The organism is Pseudoalteromonas sp. K222D (assembly GCF_017653575.1).
GTDB classification, from domain to species: domain Bacteria; phylum Pseudomonadota; class Gammaproteobacteria; order Enterobacterales; family Alteromonadaceae; genus Pseudoalteromonas; species Pseudoalteromonas nigrifaciens.
Window position 1 is genome coordinate 74542 of the sequence record NZ_JAGGDL010000011.1, and the last position, 21063, is coordinate 95604.

The following is a 21063-nucleotide window of genomic DNA, read 5'->3' on the forward strand; positions in this document are numbered from 1 at the left end:
AACCCACTGTTTTTAAAGCAGTTCATTCAATATTGTTTTCAGTTGCAGTTTAATTAAAATCATACTTGTTAACTTTCGGCATGTGAATATTTGTAAACAGCTTCTTTAATCAGCTTTACACTTTAATTTTTTACTGATTATTAAGCTTAAAACAAAGTACTTTGGGTTGAGTTTGGCAGTACGCCAAGTGCGCTTAGAATCATATCGGCAACTGGTTCTAGCTGCCGCTGTATATAAAGAGGGTAATTGAGGGTGTTGTTTCCATTGTAAATTTCAGCGCCATTAATAGCATAAACATATTCTATTATTTGGCCGCGCTTTACATCAAAGTCGGGGTTATTCGCTTTATATTTTTTTACTGCTTGCACATGCGGGGGAATATTTTTTACATAGTCACTTAAATTTTGGCCTAAACGTTTACGGTATATAAGTTTTTTATCAAACTCCCCTGCGTATAGTTTTTTAGTGTAGCTTTTTATAATGTCGTTTAATTGCTCTATTTTAAATTGTTGATCAAATAATGTTTTAAAAAGTTCGGTTTGAAACTCTTGAGCAAACTGGGTCCAATCGCTGCGCACGGTTTCCATTCCTTTAAAAATGAGCTGCTTGGCGTTGTTTTTATCAATTTGGCCAACGTAACGTTTTTTTGAGCCTATTTTTTTTCCTCTTATGGTAGGCATAAAAAATGGGCTGTAATGGGTTTCAAACTCTATTTCTAAATAACTGGTCAACGAAAAGCGAGTTTTAACGCTATCAGACCAGCGTTTGTTAATAATTTGCATCACATCATTGCCTATTTCATTACACTGTGTGGCATTTAAGCGCTCATTTACTTTTACAAATATTGAATCTGTGTCGCCATAAATAACCTCATAACCTAGCTCTTCAATCCATTTTCGGGTGGTTTGCATGATTTCGTGCCCCCTTAGTGTAATTGAACTTGAGAGCCTGGGATCGTAAAATCGGCAACCTTTAGAGCCTAATACACCATACAAGCTGTTCATTATTATTTTTATTGCCTGAGAAAGCATTGGCTGGTTGGTGTCTTTAGCTTTTTGGCGAGTACGGGTTAAGTGCTTAATTAATTTAGGTAAGTGATGCAGATCGCGTGAAAAAAGTGCATCGTTAAACCCTGCTACCGCACTTTCGGGAGAGTTTAGCCCTTCTATAAGGCCTAATGGATCAATACAAAAAGTGCGCATAATTGACGGATACAAGCTTTTAAAGTCGAGCACTAATACATTTTCATATAAACCAGGAGTCGACTCCATTACATAACCACCCGGGCTTTCAAACGATAAGCCATGATCGCCTAAATTAGGTGCAACATAGCCACTGCGATGTAATAAGGGTAAATATAGGTTGGTAAATGCAGCTACCGAGCCGCCCATACGTTCTAGTTCAAGCCCCGTAAGTTGCGTTCTTACTATGGCAAATTCAAATAGCTTTAACTTAACAAAAATTCTATTTACTAATATACAGTCTTGGCGGTTATAAGCGGCAAGTGCGAGCTTGTCGTGATTAAATTGACGAATAATTTCGCTAAGGCGATTATCAGCTTGAATTAACTTAGACTCGCCCAGCACTTTATGAGAAATATTAGCTAACGAATAACTATCAAAATGATAAGTGGCATTTTTTAGTGTATCTATACCATCTATTACGCTGCGCCCAGGTAAAGTAAGCCGGGTGTAATGACCCGTTCTAATTGTTAAAGGTTGTTGTTCTCTACCTAAATTAAGCACCAGTCCTAATGCTTCTGCGCGCGCATTAAGTACGCTAAAATCAAATTCAATTACATTCCAACCCACAATCACATCCGGATCGTTACTAGTAATGTAGCACTGCAGTTTTTGCAGTAAGTTTATTTCATCAACGCACCAGTCAATATTAAATGCCTTACTGTGAGGCTGTGGCTCACCAATCATTAATACGCAATCGAGGCCATTACCAACTAATCCAACAGAGAACAACACGCCTTCTGCGTTACATTCTATATCTAATGAAAGCGACGCGAGCTGTGGCGTATAGTTTGGATTAGCTTTTAGTTTTGCTTGAGTAATTTCGATAAAGCCATTTTTTTGTAGCGCCTCTCCAGTTACCCACACTCCGCCTTTAATAAAGCGCTCCATTAAAAATCGGTCGCTGTGGCGAATATCGCCTTCGTATATATTTATTTGCTCCTCAAGCTGGGCTCTTGCTTTATAAAGGCTACTACTGTCGTTAAAATAGCAAGCTGTGCAGTCAACACCACTAAAGTGGCGCATATTAACCGCTTTAAAACTTACCTTTATTTTGGCTTTGGCTAATAACGTTTGTGCAAGAGGCTGCTGTTGTTGCGCAATAAAAAATACGGCTTGCTGGTTTTCAACAACCACCTTTATAGGCCCATACTCAGAGCTTAACCAATAACACAAAGTAAGGCCCTGCCTGTTTTTAGACGAGTATTGTTGCCTTGATAAAATAAAGCCCTGATAGATTGCTTGTGTCAATGTCCGATCCCACTTAATATATACACTGTAATTATATACATACTTTAGGTAATCATCACATGCTATCGAGCTCATTAAAAAAAACTATTAGGCAAGTACATCAGCATGTGGCTAATAACCTAAGTGATTACCGCCCGCGTAGCAGCCAAAATTACTTAGTTGCCGAAATAGCAAAAACGCTAGCGGGTGAATATCACAAAAAACAACGTATTTGCGTTATAGAAGCAGGTACAGGCACGGGCAAGTCTCTGGCATATTGTTTAGGCGCTTTGCCACTTGCGCTAGCACAAAAAAAGAAATTAGTTATTTCAACCGCCACAGTTGCGCTGCAAGAGCAGTTAATAGCCAAAGAGTTACCTTTTTTTAAAAAGCATTCAGGGCTTAGTTTTAAGTTTGATTTAGTAAAAGGTCGCCAGCGATATATTTGCGCTCATAAACTACACAATGCGGTTAACGGCGATAGCCAAACACAAATGGAATTTATGCCTACGCTTAGCTCCCCTTTAAGCGTAATGGAAACCAAATGTTTAAATGAGCTTTACACCGCTTATACGACTAAAAAATGGCAAGGCGACAGAGACAGCTGGGCCGACACAGTTCCTGATAAAGTATGGGGATTAATAGCCTGCGATAAACATTCGTGCCAGCGCCAAATGAAAGCGCATCAAACCTGCCCGTTTCAGCTTGCGCGTCAGCAATTAATGCAAATGGATGTACTGGTGATCAACCACTCTTTATTACTTGCAGATTTAGACTTAGGCGGTGGTAAAATTTTACCCGAACCCGACAACACTATTTATGTAATTGATGAAGCACACCACTTAGCACATATTACTCGCGACTTTTCATCCGCGGCGGCGACAATAAAAGGCACCATAGAGTGGCTCGATAAGCTCACTAAATTTAGCGGAAAAATGGCTAAAGTAATAGTGGGTCAAAAGGCGATAGGGCAAAACTTTAAGCTTTGCGATAGCATTAACGACGCCAACAAAGATTTAAAAGTAGTACGCGACATTCTCGATAATGCTGACTTTGAATATTCAAAAGATGATACTTACAGGTTCGAAAATGGCGAAATTCCACAGTCACTACACAGTAAAGCCAAAGATATAAGCGAAGCCACGCAAGATGCACTGCGCTGCTTAAGTAAAATGCATGACACGCTAACCCAAGATGTAAGCGACGGCGATATAAAACCCTACGTAGCCGACCCTATTTTAGGGGAGAGCGGGCAATACATAAATCGTTTAGAGCAATTAAATAAGCTGTGGTTTAGCTATGCAAATAAAGGTGAAGGTACACCGCATGCTAGATGGATAAAGCGCCTTGAGTATAAAAACCACCATGACCATTTATTAAGCGACTGCCCTATTGAAGTAGGTTACTACTTAAAAGACAAGCTATGGAGCGAGTGCGCGGGTGCAGTTTTATGCTCGGCTACATTAAGTGCTTTAGGCTCGTTTGATCATTTTGCTTACGAAACAGGCCTGGCCAAAGAGGAAGGCGTTAAATTTATTAAAGTGCCCTCGCCTTTCGACTACCCTAATCAAGCAACTTTGCGTATTCCGGTTTCTAAAATTGAACCAACCGATAAAGCATTTAGCGATCACTTAGCCAATACTCTACCTGAGTATTTAGACACCAAAAAAGCCAACCTAGTATTGTTTGCCTCTTACTGGCAAATGGACCATGTATCAAAGTTTCTTAGAACAAAAGGTTTTAACTTATTAGTACAAGGCGAAATGTCGCGTGAGGCAATGCTTAAATTACATACTAAAAATATTGATGAAGGCAAAGGTAGTATTTTATTTGGCACCCAAAGCCTATCAGAAGGCCTTGATTTACCAGGTAAATACCTAGAGAATCTAATAATTACAAAAATCCCTTTTGCCGTACCCACCTCGCCAATTGAAGAAGCGCAAGCCGAGTTTGTACAAAGTAAAGGCGGCAATCCTTTTTTATCAATAACCGTTCCCGATGCGGCAAAGAAATTGGTACAAAGCTGTGGTAGACTGCTGCGTAAAGAAAGCGATGCTGGCTGTATTACTATTCTCGATAGACGCTTGATCACTAAGCGATACGGCAAAGCAATGCTCGACACCTTACCTCCTTTTAAAAGACAGATAGATTATTAATAATGTTTGAACTTGCACTCGATCCAACAACCTGGGCTATTTTATGTGCCGTTGCACTTGCCGCAGGTTTTATTGACGCCATCGCCGGTGGTGGTGGTATGTTAACGGTTCCTGCTTTATTAACAGCAGGCTTACCACCGCATTTAACGCTTGGCACAAATAAATTAGCCGCAAGCTTTGGCTCTTTAACTGCGAGTTATACTTATTATAAAAAAGACTTATTTAACCCTAAGTTTTGGCTAGCCTCTATTTTTGCCACCGCCATTGGCGCATTAATAGGCACTTTAATAGTTGATCACTTAAGTATCGACTTCTTAAATAAATTATTACCTATAATTATAATTGTTGTAGCCTGTTATAGCTTGTTTGGTAGTTTAAGTACCACAGAGGGAAGTGAACTACCTAAGCTTACCCAAACAATGAAAATAAAGCAGTGGCTGCAAGGCTTAAGCTTAGGTTTTTTTGATGGCTTAGCAGGACCAGGTACAGGCACCTTTTGGACCGCCTCAAACGGCATGCTATATAAAATGAACCTACTGCTAAATTGTGGTTTATCGCGCTCAATGAACTTTGTGTCTAACTTTATTTCACTTATTACTTTTGTAGCATTAGGCCATGTTAACTTTTTACTGGGTATTACTATGGGCTTTTTTATCATGCTAGGCGCATGGTTTGGCGCGCATTCAGCAATACGCTTTGGCAGCAAGTTTATTCGCCCAGTATTTAATACTATGGTTATATTATTAGCACTAAAACTTATTTACGAGGCTTACTTTTAATATGCACTCACCCGCTTTTGATAAACTACGCCAACAAGTTGCAACCTTAAAGCAGCAAGCCGAGCAATTTGATAAAGCAAAACTGTTTTCTAAAAACCGTTATATGCAAGCGCAACCAAGCTTATTTGACCGTGCTGTTTTTAGTACTAAAAGTATGAACCTAGCCGACTATGTAGCCGAAATAGAAGACGAAGTATCGTCTTTACCACCAAGTGAGCATCGCCATGCATACACCTACGCACTTGAGCGTATAGCAACACAAGTACAAGCTGTTTTTAATGTTATTAAATCAACCCCTATTTGGATAAAAGAAAATAAAAGTCATTATAAACCACGTCCCAAACAAGCCGTTTATAAACAAGCTGTGCAACAAGTAATACAATCTTCTCATGAGCTTTATGACGAACTTAAACAAAACCACGAATTTGAACGCCGATTATTGTTAATGATTGAAGAGCGTAAAATGCAAATGGATAAAGCAACTCCAGCTAAAGCACAAAAGCTAAATTTGGAAATATTAACAACGCATGCACGCTTAGGGCGCTGTAGAAAAGCGATTTCGGCCACCGAAGAAAAAATACAGCGTGTAGAAAAACAACAACTTCGCTAAACACTTTAAGTATGTTTCACAATGCCAATCAAGCCGTTAACTAATTAACCGTTAATAAATAGCTGTAAAGCTATCCCCTCGATTTATACTGTTCCTTGGTATAAACTCAATTAAATGGATTAAAAACGAGCGAGTGGAATATGCAATTACACGAAGATATACATAACTTTTATGAAAAATTTGTTTTAGAAGAAATAATTAATCGCAAACTTAATGAACAGTATACTGATGATGTAATGGCCGATTTTTGCTGTACTGTTTTAAATCAACTGCCTGCGCGCTATATTCGCTCCGACGTAGATATGGCCTATTATTTATCACAAACAGAGCGTATGCATATGCAACAGCGGGTGCAAACAGCCATTGATGTAGCAATTAGCCAAATTGCAAAAAAGAAACCCCAGCATGAGCAATAATCTACAACAAGCACCAACCCATATAAAACTCGCAGTCGATTTAATTATGCTACTAGAGCAACACGACGTTGCTCCTGATGAAGTACTTAAAGCACTCGAAATAGTAAAAATCGACTTCGAAAAAAAGCAGAATAACAGCAACGCATCTTAGTTACCTGCTTATCGTTTTAATAGTTAACTTGAACTATGGTTAAGAGGTTTTCAGTGAAAACAAGAAGAATTCACGCGTCAATAGCTGCCTATTGCAAGTAAATTCAACGCAGTTAGCGCTGAAAATAGCTGCTTGAGATAGATTTATTATCCAAAGATCAGGTTAGTTAAGCTTTAGTTTCAATAGGGTAATAACCCAGTTGTGTTGCGTTACTTTTTCGCTTTAGCACTTAAATTATCAATCACATCCTGAGCACTATAGCTGTTATCGTTTGGTTTTATCCCTTTACCCATTTTGATATCAAGCAGCGTATGTACTTCTTTGCGACTATCGTGATTACTAATTTGCACACCCATTTCGTTCACTGGGCGGGTGCGTGTTTCACAGGTAAGTAAACCACAGTTGCGTTCAACCTGCTGGCCACGTGTTGCACTTACTGATGACGTCGGTGCGTGTGATTTAGATTCAACAAAGGTTTCTTTGTTAGTAACCACAAACCAATCATAACCTTGAGCTTGAGTTAGTTCAGCCGCTCTTAACAGTGCATAATCGCCAGCGTCAGCGACGCTGTTTGATACGCTTTTAAATTCAACACGATAGCGGTCATCACTAATTTTTTGCTCGCTATAACCGGTTGAGCCTTTGTTAGCTGGGCGGTAGTCGGGTTTTGATGCGCACCCTACCAAGATTAAAATGCTCATTATTAATAATGTTGTTTTCATAAAATACCTCATTAATTATTTTTAATTTTCCATTGCTGAGCAATGGCTTGTTGTTCCTGGTTTGTGTTTAATGGCGCGCCGCTGATCATTTGATCAATTACTTGCTCAAGCGGTTTATTATTAGAAGCCGTTTGATATTGCGAACCATTGTCACTTTTCCCTTGTTGAAACTGCGCTTTTACTTGCCAGCCATCCGCTGTTTTACACGCAATAGCAACATTGCTTTTAGCCGCTGCAGCCACTTCATACTGCCGACAAAGCTCACCTTGTAGATTCGCAAAACTTAAACTTGCTTTAAATGTTGTCCCATCGGCTTGGGTAACTTCATCAGTGCTTAACTGCGTATCTAACGCGGTTGCTATATGTTGTGCCACTAAGCTGGAATTACTTTGCGTTTGAAAATAACTAGTAGTGCCCACACCAAACACAACTGCAATACTGGCGGCAATGGCGAGGTTTTTATTCGCTGCTTGCTTAACCCTTTGCCATGCTGATAACTGCACTAGGTTATTGTTTTGTAGTTTAGCCACGGTTTTAGCCAGCGCCTCACTCAGTGGTTGCTGATCAATTAAACTCGCGTGCTGTTTAAGCAAAGCGTCCACTTCGCTTAATTCCGCTAATCGCATTACTAATTCGTCATCGGTTTCTAACGCTAAGCGTACTTGCTCCATCTCGTTTTCGGGTAACTCAGAATCTAAAAAGGCGCTAAGTGTTTCATCGGTAATTTTCATGCTTGCTCCTCATTAAAGTCTGGTTTTATTAAACTATACAGTGCACTTCGAGCGCGCGACAGTTTACTCATCACACTGCCTATGGGTATATCAAGTACTTGTGCGACCTCTTTATATGCCATGCCTTGCACCGCTACTAAAGACACAATTGCGCGCTGTTCATCGGGGAGATCACCTAGTGCGCTGTTCACTTTTTCAAGCAATTGCTTTTGCTCTAAGGCACTGTGTTCATCTGTGCTTACAGGCTCTTGTAAATGCTCATTCTGTACTGCTTCTTGGCGTACTTTGCGAGAGCGATACTCATCTATCCATACATTACGGCAAACTTTAAACGCCCACTTTGCGGGTTCAACGTCCTCGGGAATGCCTTTAACTAATAATTTTTCAATTGTTATTTGCACTACATCGTCTGCATCTGCTTTACTACCCGTTAGCGAGTAGGCAAAACGTCTTAACATGGGTAATAGTGTTTGTAGGTTTTTTTGCATTTTTTACTCCTCTATAGAGAGAAGACGATTCAAATAAAAATTTATTCCAAAATAATTGAAATTAATTTTTGCCTCAAACGTTAACTTAGGGTCTGTGACCTTTCTGGATTAAAGTTTATTCAACCTCGAAAAATAAACAGACCCTATTAACGTTTTAATTTATAAGAAGTAACTTTAGCATGAAAATACCTTTCATAATTACAGCCTCTGTTTGTTTTTGTACCAGCTCGGTATTTGCAAACCTAGTACCGGTAGACCAAGCGCTCAAGCATTTAAACTCGATTGAGCAAAGAATTGAGTCAAGCATCAATCGCACTAAGCGCTTACCCGCACTGATCCCACAAACCTCGCTGGACGAACTAAAAGCACAAGTAAACCAACCATTGAGTAACTTACCCAGTGTAATTAATATAAGTATTAACAACCAACATAATATGTTTGTTGACGTAGAGGTAGAAGGTGGCTTTCGTGCTATTCAACACCAATGGTTATTAATGGCTAATGCCGAACAACTCAGTGCGCTAAAAAAACACGATGTGACGATTATTTCAGTTAAAAACTACAGCTCTCTTGGAATGAGTTTAGTACGTTTTAATGTGGCCAAAAACATTGACTCCAAAGCACAATTAGTAAAAAAACTTAACTTAACTGACGCGGCTCTACTGGATCGAAACCATGTATATCAAGCACAAACATCAACGGCTGTATTAACGACAGTCATCGCTCAAACGCCGCAGCCTTTTTGCCAATCTAGCGCCAAAATAGGTATTATCGATAGTGCCATAAACAAGCAGCACCGCGCTTTTACTAACGCAAAAATTATTAATCGTAGCTTTTTACCCGATGGACTTAATTCCCCGATATTACACGGTACTGCGATTGCGGGCTTATTAGTGGGTAGCAGCAATGAGCTCACTCCGCTATTAGGTAATGCATACTTATATAGCGCTGAGGTGTTTTATCGTCAGTCAGAGTTTGCACAAGGGGCGACATTATTTGCCATTGTTGAGGCGTTAGATTGGTTAGCGCATGAAAAAGTTAAGGTGATCAATATGAGCTTAACTGGGCCAGACAATGCTATTTTAAAAACCAGTATCGAAGCGGCGATAAAGCAAAATAGTCTTATCGTTGCCGCAGCAGGAAACGAAGGCCCTGCGGCTAAGCCGCTCTTCCCTGCGGCGTATCATAGCGTTATTGCAGTTAGTGCTATCGATAACAATAACCAGCTTTATCGTTGGTCTAATAATGGTGACTATATTGACTTTAGTGCACTGGGGGTAAATGTATTTACCGCTTTAGGCAATGGTGAATTTGGCAAGGAGTCGGGGACTTCAATGGCAGCCCCTCATGTGAGTGCTGCGCTGAGTTGCTTACTGGTAAAACATAAAAACAACAAAACCAAAGCGCTTGATGAACTAACCTCGCTTGCTCACGATCTCGGTGAGCAAGGTAAAGATAGTCGGTTTGGCTATGGGGCAATTTATCGCCCTAAAAGTGCACTTTAATAGATGCAGAGACAATACTTTGCGTATAAGTGTTACTATTTTGCTTAGATTCATAGTCACCGTACTCGGCTTCTGTGACTAACATTATATGTTTAAACAAGTCGAGATGCCAAAACACGTTAACAACATTTCTATGCTCATCGCGCGAAGGAAGCGCCTCAAGTACTTCATTACTCGTTTGCTCTTCGTAATTTTTATTTTGATAGCGCCAGCCCAAGCCCACTTTATTACTTAAATTAAGTGCGGTAAATTTGTGCGTTATTTTTGTGTTAAAGGTATAGCCGCTAAAATCGAATTGACTGTCTTGTGCATCCTCTTTATCAGCGGCTATTGATGCCATTAGCATGGTCTGCCCGTCGTTTATAAAGTGATACAAGCCAATATCAGCCCCTACACCATCGGCATCACGCGCTGTTGCACTGGCAAAGCGTTTGGTTTTATTTTTCACACTCATTCTTAAGTAAGTTTGCGGTGATAAAAATCGCCCATAATAGGCACTTACTTGGTTAAAATGTAAAAAGGTATCGCCAGCCACATTAGCTTTAGCGCCATCGTAGCGTAGCCCTAGCTCATTACTATTAAAGCTATAGCTCCCATCTACCCCATATTGATGTAAGTCTAAATCGTACTGATCAAACTCGTCATAATTTTGCTGCTCAAAGCGATAACTTGACGTTAGCTTTACAGCTTTAGACACTTGCCATTTTGCAGTGGCGCCAGTCGAAATTTTAACGCCGCTATCGCTTTTTGATGAAATATCATCGAGTTCTTGTACTGACAATGCCGAGTTATTTAATACTCCCACCGCAGCATCGGCGGATACATCAAAACTACTTTTTGGCGCTATGGCTGTTGTTTCAGCAAAGCTGGCTTGAGTGCTAAATACGCATAATGTGGCTGTAATAATTGCTTTCATAGTGATCTCCAACACGCCGAGTAGGTTGCCCTACTCGGCTTTAATAATGTATTAAAGGCCTAGGTCTAAATCGTTGGTAATATTAGTAACCACTTCGCTTGCTGTACTCAGTGCTACATCGTTACTTATTTGCTCTGACACCGCTGAGCTAACTTGCCCACTAACACTTTGCTGTACCGTAGCTTGCAACGAACTCACGGTACTGTCTTGTACACTGCTCATTAAAGACTGCTGAACGCTGCCTACAACCTCAGTGCTTGCGTCAATCCCATTGCCTAATTGCAGCGCAGAATTTACGGTATTTGTAAGTGTTAGCTGGTTTGTTAATTGTGCTGAATTAAGCGTATTTTCTGCTGCAGCTTGCGTTACTGCAGCTTTTGCATGACTAACATTTGATACCAGCGCGGTGTCTGGCGTTGTAGGTTTAACACCTTCAGCGTTTTCAGTCTGCGTTGATGTTACATTTAATAATGAAGATTGGCTCAGCCCACCGGTTAAATTAGCGGCTGAACGAGTTAGCTGTGCTGTGGTGTTTAACGCGGTGTTGGTAGTCGCATCTAATGAAGCAGCCGATGATCTGAATGAAGTGTTAAGCGCCGAGCTTGTAGCTGCAACCAGTGAATTTGCACTATTTTCGGTATCACTTTGCCCATCTGCGGTTGTTTCTGACTTTGAAGCGGTTACGCTCGTCTCGTTCGATATGTTAGTGTCATTACTGCCTCTGGCATTTACACCATTTTGAGCCATTTTCACTGACGTTGCTGTTTGTTGCTCTGCCGACGTTGACTGAGTAATGTCAACTGCAGCTGCATGCGCCGTAGTTACAAAAGCACAAGCACCACTTAACATCATTACGCTTACAATTTTATTTAGTTTAGTCATCATCTTTTCCTCTAGTTTGTCGGATTGACATATAGAAGACGGATGAATTATTGGTTTATTCCAAAATAAAATAAAAACTTTAAACTTAATTTAAAATTAAGTGCTTTTTAAAAACTTGAATTAAAATTAAGCAGCGAGAGTATTTATGACAAAGCGGCTAGAGAACAAGCAACTGCAATTAAAGTTAAAAAACACGGTAAATACCTTCCCTGTATTTACCTATGTGCTATTGGTGCTTGTTGAATAAGGAGTAACAACTGCGCTGTGGCGGTTGCATCGGCAAGCGCTCGGTGATGGCTGGTTAAGTTTAAATTAAAGTGCTTTGACAAATTACCCAACGAGTACGACTTTAAGCCCGCAAAGGCTTTACGCGATTCCACCACAGTGCACAACTTGGGCATTTTAAAAGGCACCTTTGCCATTTCGCATTCTTTTTTAATAAACCCGTAGTCAAAGTTAACATTGTGCGCAACAAAAATGCTTCCCGCTAATTTAGCCATTAAAGGTTTTACTATATCTGCAAATACTGGCGCATTACTTACCATGCTATCGCTAATACCGGTTAACGACGTGATAAACCCAGGTATATGTCGCTGTGGGTTAACTAAAGTAGTCCAGGTATCGATTACTTTGCCATGCTGTACTTTAACTAAGCCAATTTCGGTTATTTTGTTACCGCCTTTTAATGCGCCTGTCGTTTCTAAATCAACTACGCTGTAAATGCGGTTGGGATCTATAAACCATTTAACAACGGCTATATGTACCTCAAAACCACTGCTCTTTAAGTTATCTATAGTCGTTAATTGATTTCGCCTTAGCTTGTCGCCTGGGGCTTTTACTTCTTCAAAATGTACTTTGCCGTTATGGATAACCATTAAGTCGGGGTAGCCGTCTTTTAGCTGTAAATAATGTTTACTCATATTAGTTAAGTGAGTAATTAACGCCTCAATTGGGCTATTTAAAATCAGCGCTTCTAGTGGTTGTAATAACTCGTTATGCCATTTAAATAAACCGTTAGGTTGATCAAAGTATTGCGCTGCATTTTTACATACTAATTTAAGTAATGCCTGAGGTGTTTGGCACTGTGCTAAGCGCTCATTTATTTGCGCTGGTTGCGCTGCATAAAAATTACCAAGCCTTAATACTTGCGGATAAATATCAAACTCATTGCATGGCGGATAAGGGGTATCAATAAATAATTCGTGCCAAAATACTAAACCAAACAAACTTTGCCACAATGTGTTTTCGGTATTAAATACCTGCATACCTTGGCCAGTGTAATAATCGTTTACGCCTTGCTCTACTTCACCTCGGTATAATTCGTCAATTTCGAGTACGCACTGAGTGTCAGCAAGCATAGTGCTTAAACGCGAACGCGTTTGCTTATTAAATTTACGCATTAAAAAGTCGTCAGCAAAGTACAGTAAATCATCCGTTAGCGGATTTTCAATAATGGCTTCTAAGCGTGCTTTTACCCACTGTTTATTACCAAGCCTGTATTGCTCTCTTATTTGAATTTCGTGTGCTTCGCTATCATCAACACACCCTTCAAGTAAACTAAAAGCAAGTTCGCTATTGGTGTTTTTTAACTGTTTAAAAAGCTGTACTAATAACTTATTTTTAAGCGTAACAGCTATTGCACCATGTGCAGCTTGCACTAGAACCTGCGGCGCTAAAGCAACGTAATCGCTCTCATCGGTTATATTTTTAAATGCTAATCGGTAACGGTTTAATAAATAGTTTGATTGCGCCTCGGCCTTCGTTTCAAAGCGCGATAAGCTCTCGCTATGCCCTTCACGCGTAGCGGTTAAACCTAAGTCTCGCATTACAAAACGGTTTTGATGATTCACATCACCACTGCTTAGTTTACCTGCAAATAAAAACTCAAAATACTCATAATAATCGCTGCGGTTATTAATTACATACTGGCTATAAAGCGGTGCAAGCTCGTGCGGGCAGCTTTTAAAAAACTCACGTGCACTATCCACCAGCGCGCCTTTAGCGGCGCTCTTTTTATAGCTTATTTGATCAGGATAATTACTTAGTAACTCTAGTAAAGCAGGTTTGGTTAAGTGCGCCAAAAGCTGTGAATAATGCTGCTCGTTCGGCTCAAATAAAACACCTGCTTTTTTTAGCGTATAAATAGCCTGATGCGGCGAGGTTATTTCTTCATAAGTGAGGGACTGCGCTTGTACTAAATAGGGTTTGCGCGAATATACGCGCGCCAACATACACTGGCTTTGCTCATCAAGCTGATTAATTTTATTAATAAATTCGCTGTGCTTGGGCTCAAGTAAATGCATACATTTACTTGTTACAAACTCAATAAGCTCTCTAAAATGCGCTAAATAGTATTTTGCTGGTAATTCTTTTTTCATAACATTGCCATAGCTGTATATAAAAACAGTATCTAGCATTTATGCTTATTATTCAATCTTAAAGTTGTAATCAGTAATGCTTTGAGTTATCAGGCGTTAATTAGGATAAGATTTAGCACCATTAATAGTGCTAATAATATTATTTCTTACGCTAATTATGATGGTACAGCCCTTGCTGTGGCCGCCAGTGCGCAGTGGATTGCTAACTTTGCAATTACTATGACCTTCCCTATTATGCTTGCCAATATAGGCCTTGCCGGTGCTTACGGATTTTATGCGTTATCGGCACTTATAAGCCTATTTTTTGTTGTTAAATATATTAAAGAAACGCGCGGTAAAACGCTCGAATCTATGTGATTTTTAAAAGCGGTGATATTAGTCGCCGCTTTGCCTTTGCACACAATAGCGCCATTTAATAATGGCGATTTAAATAACCTAAAGGTTAAAGAGCAATCTATACTCATTTATTTTAACTTTATAGCCATTGTTCTATTACCTTTTATTATAAGTAATCTATTTAAATTCCTTTTTAGAATATCAAAAGTTAGCTATTGTCCGCCAATTCCAACTTTATGTGTCTACCAAAATGAAAAAACAGTTAATATCAGGCTTAGCTTTAACGTGCGCGTTGGGCTCATTTAGTACATTTGCTACGAATGGTTATTTTACTCACGGCTACGGCATGACCCACAAAGGTATGGCTGGCGCAGGTGTAGCGCTGTCAGAAGAGCTAATGTCTGGCGCTAATAATCCAGCAACCTTTTTACCAAACGGAACACAGCTATCTCTGGGCTTAGAGCTTTTTTCTCCTGAGCGAAAATACACTGCATCAAAAGTAGATACTTTTTACCCTGGCGCATTTTATCTTGCAGCAAAAACACAAAAAAGCGACAACACCGTGTTTGCAATTCCAGAATTTGCTATTGGTCATCAATTAAATGAAAAAATAAATATTGGTTTATTAGTGTATGGCAACGGCGGCATGAATACCGAGTACAGCGCAGAGTCCGCTCCTGAAGGCACCTTTTACGCTGGTACGGCAGGCGTTGATTTAAAGCAACTCTTTATTAGCCCAACCTTAAGCTATAAGTTGAATGAACAAACACGCCTTGGTGTATCCCCCATTTACGTGGTGCAACAGTTTGAAGCACAAGGGCTTGAAAACTTTGCTCCTTTTTCGCAATCACCAGAAGCGCTTACTAATAATGGCACAGATACAAGTACAGGGTTTGGTGTTCAATTAGGTATAAGCCATGCAATTAACTCATCGCTTAGTTTAGGCGCAAGTTACCGCTCAGCAGTGTCGATGGAAGAGTTTGATAGCTATAAAGGTTTGTTTGCAGAGCAAGGCGGATTTGATCTGCCAAGTTCGTTTCAACTTGGTGCAGCTTATCAGCTTACACCTAGTAATCAGGTGGTATTTGATTGGCAAAAAATCAATTACAGCGAAGTAAAAAGTATTGCAAATCCAATCAATAACTTAATGTCAGCGCCTTTAGGAGCTAACGCCGGCGCTGGATTTGGCTGGAACGATATGACTATTTATAAGCTTGGTTATCAGTGGCAGCGTACACCGCAACAAAAAATTCGTTTTGGGGTGTCTTACACCGAGCAACCTATTCCTTCGTCCCAAGTTATATTAAATATTTTAGCGCCGGGCGTTCAAGAGTGGCATTTTACAACGGGCTTTAGCCATTCTTTTACCAACAAGGTACAATTAAACGCTATGGCTTTTTATTCGCCTGCAAAAAAAGTAACGGGTGCTAACTACTTAGCGCCAAATCAGCAAGTATCAATCGAAATGAAACAAACCGGTTTAGGTGTTTCTATTGTTTGGGAAATTTAAAAAATGGTAACAGAATTCACCCCAGTGTCGGCTGCAATAGGCGGTGCATTAATAGGTATAGCGTGTACGTTATTACTGGTTTTATACGGAAAAATTGCAGGCATATCGGGCATTGTTAAGTCTGTATTTGCTAAAGCAAATTCGGGCTCTCGTTGGCAGTTATACTTTATTTTAGGGTTGTTGTTAGCAGGTGTAGCTGTAAGAGTATTTGCCCCTTCTTTATTAGAAGCCGAATTACAGTTGTCGCCTTGGCTTATTATTGTTGCGGGGCTTTTAGTTGGCGTAGGTACAACTTTAGCTAATGGATGTACAAGTGGCCATAGCGTGTGCGGCATGTCGCGTTTTTCTACCCGCTCTTGGGTTGCAACGTGTACATTTATGCTCGTCGCCATTATTACAGCAAACCTGGTAGGATAAGTAATGAAAGCAATTATGATGGTTGTTATAGGCTTTATATTTGGCTTAGGGCTTATTATTAGCGGTATGACAAACCCCGCTAAAGTAATTAACTTTCTTACCTACGGGAACCAATGGGACGCAAGTTTAATTATAGTGATGGCTGTTGCCATGCTAATAATGATGCTTACGTGGTTATGGGTTGCAAAAAAAGAGAAGCCACTCCTTTCAGGATCATTTAACTTAAGTGATTTGAAAAAAGTTGATGCGCGCTTAATTACTGGCTCAATACTCTTTGGTTTAGGCTGGGGTTTAAGTGGCATATGCCCAGGCCCTGGCTTGGTTCAATTAGTGTCTTTTAAAGTGGAATTTTTGTTGTTTTTTGCGGCCGTGCTAGGCGGTATGTGGCTAACTAAAAAGCTTACTTAAGTTTGATTTTAGAGGCTGTTTAAGTAACCCATTAATACCAGGTGTTAATGGATTACTTAAAGGTAATTAGCCAGCACTTATTATCCGAATTTAGGCCTTTTAATACTCAAGACTAAGTGGCTAATTAATTGTGTAGAGTAGCGCTAAAAAAACGCCCCTAAAAGGAGCGTTTAATTAAACCCAAAACAGATTAACTGTATGGATTGGTGCAATTTGGGATTATATTTATTAGGCTTTTTTCATACTGCCTTGCTCTTCAAGGCGAATATGCCAGCTAAACGCTTCTTCTAATAAATGAGGTGTGTGTCCGCCTCGCTTACAAGCGCGCTCATAGTAATCTAGCATGGCGTCACGGTAATCTGGGTGCACACAGTGCTTAATAACTTGTACAGCACGTTCACGTGGCGCTAAGCCGCGTAAATCGGCTAAGCCTTGCTCGGTTACTAATATATCAACGTCATGTTCGTTATGGTCAACGTGGCTTACCATAGGTACTACACTCGAAATAGCGCCATCTTTAGCAATCGACTTAGTAACAAATATCGCTAAATGCGCATTACGTGCAAAGTCACCCGAGCCGCCAATACCATTCATCATGCGAGTACCACAAACGTGGGTTGAGTTTACGTTACCGTACATATCAAACTCAAGCGCAGTATTAATGGCAATGATCCCTAAACGGCGTACTATTTCAGGGTGATTCGACACTTCTTGCGGACGTAACACTAACTTATCTTTATATTCTGATAGGTTATTAAATACTTTTGCATTACAACGCTCTGATAAAACAATTGAACTGCCTGAAGCAAATTTAAGTTTACCGGCATCAATTAAATCAAAGGTCGAATCTTGTAATACTTCTGAGTACATTGTTAAATCTTCAAAATCAGAATCTAACAATCCCATCATTACCGCGTTAGCAATATTACCAATACCTGCTTGTAATGGCCCTAGGTTTTCTGCCATACGCTTTTGTGCTACTTCTTCTTTAAAAAAGCTCACTAAGTGGCTGGCAATAGCCGCTGTATCTACGTCAGGGTCGGTAACTGTTGAAAACGAATCGCTCTGATTAGTAAAAACAATGCCAACAATTTTAGCAGGATCAATTGGAATAGCCGTGCTACCAATACGATCATCTACTTTAGTTAAAGGAATTGGTTGGCGCACAGGGCGATACGAAGGAATATATATGTCATGCAAGCCTTCAAGTTCAGGGCTGTGCAACATATTTATTTCAATAATCACTTCTTTAGCAAAAATAGCAAAGCTTGCAGAGTTTCCTACCGAAGTAGTAGGCACAATATGGCCTTCTTCAGTAATGGCTACCGCTTCAATAACCGCCACATCAGGCATAGTTAATTGATGATTACGCAACTGCTCAACGGTTTCTGATAAATGCTGATCAATAAACATTACTTCGCCGTTATTAATCGCTTTACGTAATGTGCTATCTACTTGAAAAGGCATACGGCGGGCTAGCACACCCGCTTCTGTAAGTAGTTTATCTAAATCATTACCTAACGACGCACCGGTCATTAGGTTTATTTTCATTGGGTTATTTTTAACACGCTCAACCAGTGCTCTTGGCACGGCTTTAGCTTCACCGGCACGAGTAAAGCCACTCATGCCTACTGTCATTCCATCTTTAATAAATTGGCTAGCTTGTTCTGCTGACATTACTTTTTGGTGCAGATTGCTATTGCGGATACGTTCTAACTGCATACTACTGAGCCCCTTTTTAATTTGGCGTTATTTTAAGTATTACAGCGCACTTCGCAATCTAGACTTAGGTCGCATTTACTAAATTAAGTTACGCAAACACAGAATAAAGTGCCTTGGTGGTAGCAATCTACTTTAATGTACGAACATTTATATAAATTTAATATGCTGATATAGCGTAAGTTTTAAGTGAGTATTTAAAGTATGGGATTAAAATTGGAAAAAAGTAGAATAATGAGAGAAAAATAAATTGAATAAAATGTAGTTTATAAAGTGGCTTAGTTATAAGTAATTAGTTTATAGCACCCAATGTTGTTTGAAGTATAAGTTGGCATAAGAACATACGCTTTTACTGAGCTACAGTGCCGCAAGTGAAGTGTATATTGGCATAAAATTGAAGTTTAAGATGACATAAAGTTACTAAAAACTAGCTTTATCATGCGAGGTTACTTAAAAATAAAGTCAAAAATATATTACCAAAATGTGTCACACATAGTATTTGATAACACACTTGAAAATACTTTTTAACAAAGGAAGTTAAAGCAAAAAAATGGTGACTCACCCCAGACTCGAACTAGGGACTTTCGCCTTCAAGAGGGCCCTCTTTAGAAGACTCTCTTGAAGGACGATGCACTACCAATTATGCTAGTGAGCCAATAATTTCAGAAGCACGATTTCTATCAAGTCCATATGTATTAACTAAAAACCCAATACGCGCATTTTTCTTTCTCTCATCATTAAGTAACAGCCAACTGTTGCTCGGCAACAATTGTAGCAGCCGGTCATCTCCAGGATCAACAATCTCATCAAATTTTGGGAGTAAGTCCAGCAAAATTCTAGAGAAAAGCTTCACATCATGAAAATTGATATCGTTGGGGGAATTAGGTGCTGATTGTATACAATAGTAATTTCGTACACTCTCCCTGGAAAGCTCTGAATCTATAAATACTTGTTCAGCATTTTTTTTATTTTTATCCGAAGGATGAGCAACTGAATTTCTAAATAATCTATAGTATTCAATTACGTCAATCATTTCATCAGCCACATCATGCGCTTTTCTTATTTTATCTCTTAATAGGTTTCTCCGAATCTCTTCAAATGGGCTGTCCTTATCTTCTTTGATCCAGTTTTTTTCGGAAAGCACCGTGTACTGCTTTCGAAATGCCGCTAGGTATAAATCAAATCCACTGTAAATACTTACCATATTCAATCTAGAGGAGCTTTTCAATACTTGTTCCGTTTTAATCCCATCAACTTTAATTTCATAATTTTTAGCAAGATCACCCCATGGATCGCTAGCTGGGGGCAAATTGTCCCCTGTAAAGCATGCCGCAATATAAGTTCCGGCCGCATTAGCTGTTAACTCGCCAATAAAACGCTTAAAGTCTCTAAAACAATGTGTTGAAAAAGTCGACAATATACATACCCCTAAATCTAAATGAACTGCTAGCGATATGAACACCGTCAATTTTGAAATTATCCGAGTACAGCGCTTAACTTATGTATAGTGCACTGAAAATTATTTTAATACTTTATTGATAGTATCAAATAGCTTACCCCACTGAGAACTTTCATCTGGGCTTAAATTGTCTACTGTATGATTTTGTGTCCAGCGAATGTAGGCTTTAGCTAATTTGTACTTTGAAAAACCATCTATTTCTTTAGAGAACAGCTCAACAACAGGTCTACTTGACTGAGTGGTCACTTTTTCTGTAAGGTCCACTCCATATTCTGATTTGACGATAGACGCTAAAGTGACTCTAAGTAAATCTTCTATCTCAGCTTTACCTACATCACAGTAATCTTTTGTGCGCAAAATATTTTTATTACCTAGAGCGTGAACAAGGTTTTCCTGTTGAGCAGCTTGATCTCCTGCACTATCTGTATCCAGCAATGCGGCAACTTTCAATTTATGGGCATGAAGTATTGTTGCGTAATAAACCACCTTTCCCGCTGTATTAGCAAATACAAGAGCAATTTTATCATTCACTGATGTTCTTCCTGCATCTTTGAAGAGTGAAGATGTTGCCTCGATATACCAATAATCTGTTATTCCCTCTAAGATCAAATTTCGTTGTTGTGAAAATAGGCTGTTGGCGAGGTCATAGCCAAGCGCCTCTTGTAGAGGAAGCATTCCAGCTGGGTCTTTTGAGGACAAAGTGGTGTGGACTGTTGTTCCAGCTTCTCGGCTCTTCATTTCAACGACACGAACAATGTCTAGTTCGTCAGGCCCAACGAGAAAAGGAGAGTGCGTTGAGAATATGGTCTGATTGTCCTTAGATAATCGAGAGATTGTTTCTCTAAAATCTCTCTGTTTGAGCGCATGAAGACTCATACCAGGTTCATCCAGAAGCAAAATCGCATTCTTATGCTTACCCCCTGTGTCAGGATCTGTCTCTTGATCACATCTCCTGTTGTTGCGCTTGCATGAATCGAGCGCCTTCTAGTAGTTGGCTCAGTGAAAACCA

At 39.7% G+C, this 21063-nt stretch carries 18 protein-coding genes, 1 tRNA gene and 2 pseudogenes; 10 read left to right on the forward strand and 11 right to left on the reverse strand.

Annotated elements, in window-relative coordinates; genetic code table 11:
* Positions 1-146 precede the first annotated feature (146 nt).
* Positions 147-2492 (reverse strand): DNA polymerase II, encoded by a 2346-nt coding sequence (locus J5X91_RS07940; protein WP_208834367.1) that lies wholly within the window; start codon positions 2490-2492, stop codon positions 147-149.
* A gap of 59 nt (positions 2493-2551) precedes the next feature.
* Between J5X91_RS07940 and dinG the strand changes: the two genes are divergently transcribed.
* From dinG to J5X91_RS07965, 5 genes are all read left to right on the forward strand, one after another.
* Positions 2552-4627 carry an ATP-dependent DNA helicase DinG gene (gene dinG / locus J5X91_RS07945; protein WP_011328649.1) on the forward strand — a complete coding sequence of 692 codons (2076 nt, stop codon included), beginning with the start codon at positions 2552-2554 and terminating at the stop codon, positions 4625-4627.
* Between the two features lie 2 nt (positions 4628-4629).
* A complete protein-coding gene (locus tag J5X91_RS07950) occupies positions 4630-5406 on the forward strand; it encodes a TSUP family transporter (RefSeq protein WP_011328650.1) in 777 nt (258 codons plus the stop codon).
* Between the two features lies 1 nt (position 5407).
* Complete coding sequence (locus J5X91_RS07955) at positions 5408-6016, forward strand: primosomal replication protein (RefSeq protein WP_011328651.1); 609 nt, start codon at positions 5408-5410, stop codon at positions 6014-6016.
* 140 nt (positions 6017-6156) lie between these two features.
* A complete protein-coding gene (locus tag J5X91_RS07960; RefSeq protein ID WP_089368542.1) occupies positions 6157-6432 on the forward strand; it encodes a late competence development ComFB family protein in 276 nt (91 codons plus the stop codon).
* The gene (locus J5X91_RS07965; protein ID WP_083497521.1) at positions 6422-6583 is read left to right on the forward strand and encodes a YbaM family protein; all 162 of its coding nucleotides are present in this window, start codon (positions 6422-6424) and stop codon (positions 6581-6583) included. Before J5X91_RS07960 ends, J5X91_RS07965 begins: the two co-directional genes overlap by 11 nt.
* Positions 6584-6792: 209 nt before the next feature.
* On the opposite strand, the gene J5X91_RS07970 is transcribed toward J5X91_RS07965, so the two are convergent.
* From J5X91_RS07970 to J5X91_RS07980, 3 genes are read right to left on the reverse strand one after another with little or no spacing between them, the layout of a single operon-like run.
* The gene (locus J5X91_RS07970; RefSeq protein ID WP_208834368.1) at positions 6793-7305 is read right to left on the reverse strand and encodes a hypothetical protein; all 513 of its coding nucleotides are present in this window, start codon (positions 7303-7305) and stop codon (positions 6793-6795) included.
* Positions 7306-7316: 11 nt separating this feature from the next.
* Positions 7317-8036 carry a hypothetical protein gene (locus J5X91_RS07975; protein WP_208834369.1) on the reverse strand — a complete coding sequence of 240 codons (720 nt, stop codon included), beginning with the start codon at positions 8034-8036 and terminating at the stop codon, positions 7317-7319.
* A complete protein-coding gene (locus J5X91_RS07980) occupies positions 8033-8524 on the reverse strand; it encodes an RNA polymerase sigma factor (RefSeq protein WP_208834370.1) in 492 nt (163 codons plus the stop codon). The genes J5X91_RS07975 and J5X91_RS07980 overlap by 4 nt, the downstream gene beginning before the upstream one ends.
* A gap of 179 nt (positions 8525-8703) precedes the next feature.
* Between J5X91_RS07980 and J5X91_RS07985 the strand changes: the two genes are divergently transcribed.
* Entirely contained in the window at positions 8704-10029 is a 1326-nt protein-coding gene (locus J5X91_RS07985) for a S8 family serine peptidase (protein WP_197108298.1), read from the forward strand.
* Here J5X91_RS07985 and J5X91_RS07990 read toward each other — a convergent pair.
* From J5X91_RS07990 to J5X91_RS08000, 3 genes are all read right to left on the reverse strand, one after another.
* Positions 10013-10945 carry a hypothetical protein gene (locus J5X91_RS07990; protein WP_208834371.1) on the reverse strand — a complete coding sequence of 311 codons (933 nt, stop codon included), beginning with the start codon at positions 10943-10945 and terminating at the stop codon, positions 10013-10015. The two genes, J5X91_RS07985 and J5X91_RS07990, sit on opposite strands and share 17 nt — an antisense overlap.
* 51 nt (positions 10946-10996) lie before the next feature.
* Positions 10997-11827: a hypothetical protein gene (locus J5X91_RS07995; RefSeq protein WP_208834372.1), complete on the reverse strand. Its 831-nt coding sequence runs from the start codon at positions 11825-11827 to the stop codon at positions 10997-10999.
* A 215-nt stretch (positions 11828-12042) separates the two neighbouring features.
* Positions 12043-14244: an exonuclease domain-containing protein gene (locus tag J5X91_RS08000; protein ID WP_208834373.1), complete on the reverse strand. Its 2202-nt coding sequence runs from the start codon at positions 14242-14244 to the stop codon at positions 12043-12045.
* 129 nt (positions 14245-14373) lie between these two features.
* Between J5X91_RS08000 and J5X91_RS08005 the strand changes: the two are divergent.
* The 4 genes and pseudogenes from J5X91_RS08005 to J5X91_RS08020 form a co-directional block, all read left to right on the forward strand.
* A pseudogene (locus J5X91_RS08005) lies at positions 14374-14562 on the forward strand (MFS transporter); the annotation flags it as partial.
* Positions 14563-14791: 229 nt separating this feature from the next.
* Positions 14792-16051 (forward strand): outer membrane protein transport protein, encoded by a 1260-nt coding sequence (locus J5X91_RS08010; protein WP_208834374.1) that lies wholly within the window; start codon positions 14792-14794, stop codon positions 16049-16051.
* Between the two features lie 3 nt (positions 16052-16054).
* Positions 16055-16468 (forward strand): YeeE/YedE thiosulfate transporter family protein, encoded by a 414-nt coding sequence (locus tag J5X91_RS08015; RefSeq protein ID WP_208834375.1) that lies wholly within the window; start codon positions 16055-16057, stop codon positions 16466-16468.
* A 3-nt stretch (positions 16469-16471) separates the two neighbouring features.
* On the forward strand, positions 16472-16876 hold the full coding sequence (locus J5X91_RS08020; protein ID WP_011328659.1) for a DUF6691 family protein: 405 nt from the start codon (positions 16472-16474) through the stop codon (positions 16874-16876).
* A gap of 228 nt (positions 16877-17104) precedes the next feature.
* Here J5X91_RS08020 and J5X91_RS08025 read toward each other — a convergent pair whose 3' ends face one another.
* The 4 genes and pseudogenes from J5X91_RS08025 to J5X91_RS08040 form a co-directional block, all read right to left on the reverse strand.
* Complete coding sequence (locus tag J5X91_RS08025) at positions 17105-18598, reverse strand: acetyl-CoA hydrolase/transferase family protein (RefSeq protein ID WP_011328660.1); 1494 nt, start codon at positions 18596-18598, stop codon at positions 17105-17107.
* Positions 18599-19146: 548 nt separating this feature from the next.
* Positions 19147-19250: transfer RNA gene (locus tag J5X91_RS08030), tRNA-OTHER, on the reverse strand.
* A complete protein-coding gene (locus J5X91_RS08035) occupies positions 19236-20012 on the reverse strand; it encodes a hypothetical protein (protein WP_208834376.1) in 777 nt (258 codons plus the stop codon). The genes J5X91_RS08030 and J5X91_RS08035 overlap by 15 nt, the downstream gene beginning before the upstream one ends.
* 102 nt (positions 20013-20114) lie before the next feature.
* Positions 20115-20960 (reverse strand): annotated as a pseudogene (locus J5X91_RS08040) (AAA family ATPase); the annotation flags it as partial.
* Between the last annotated feature and the right edge of the window lie 103 nt (positions 20961-21063).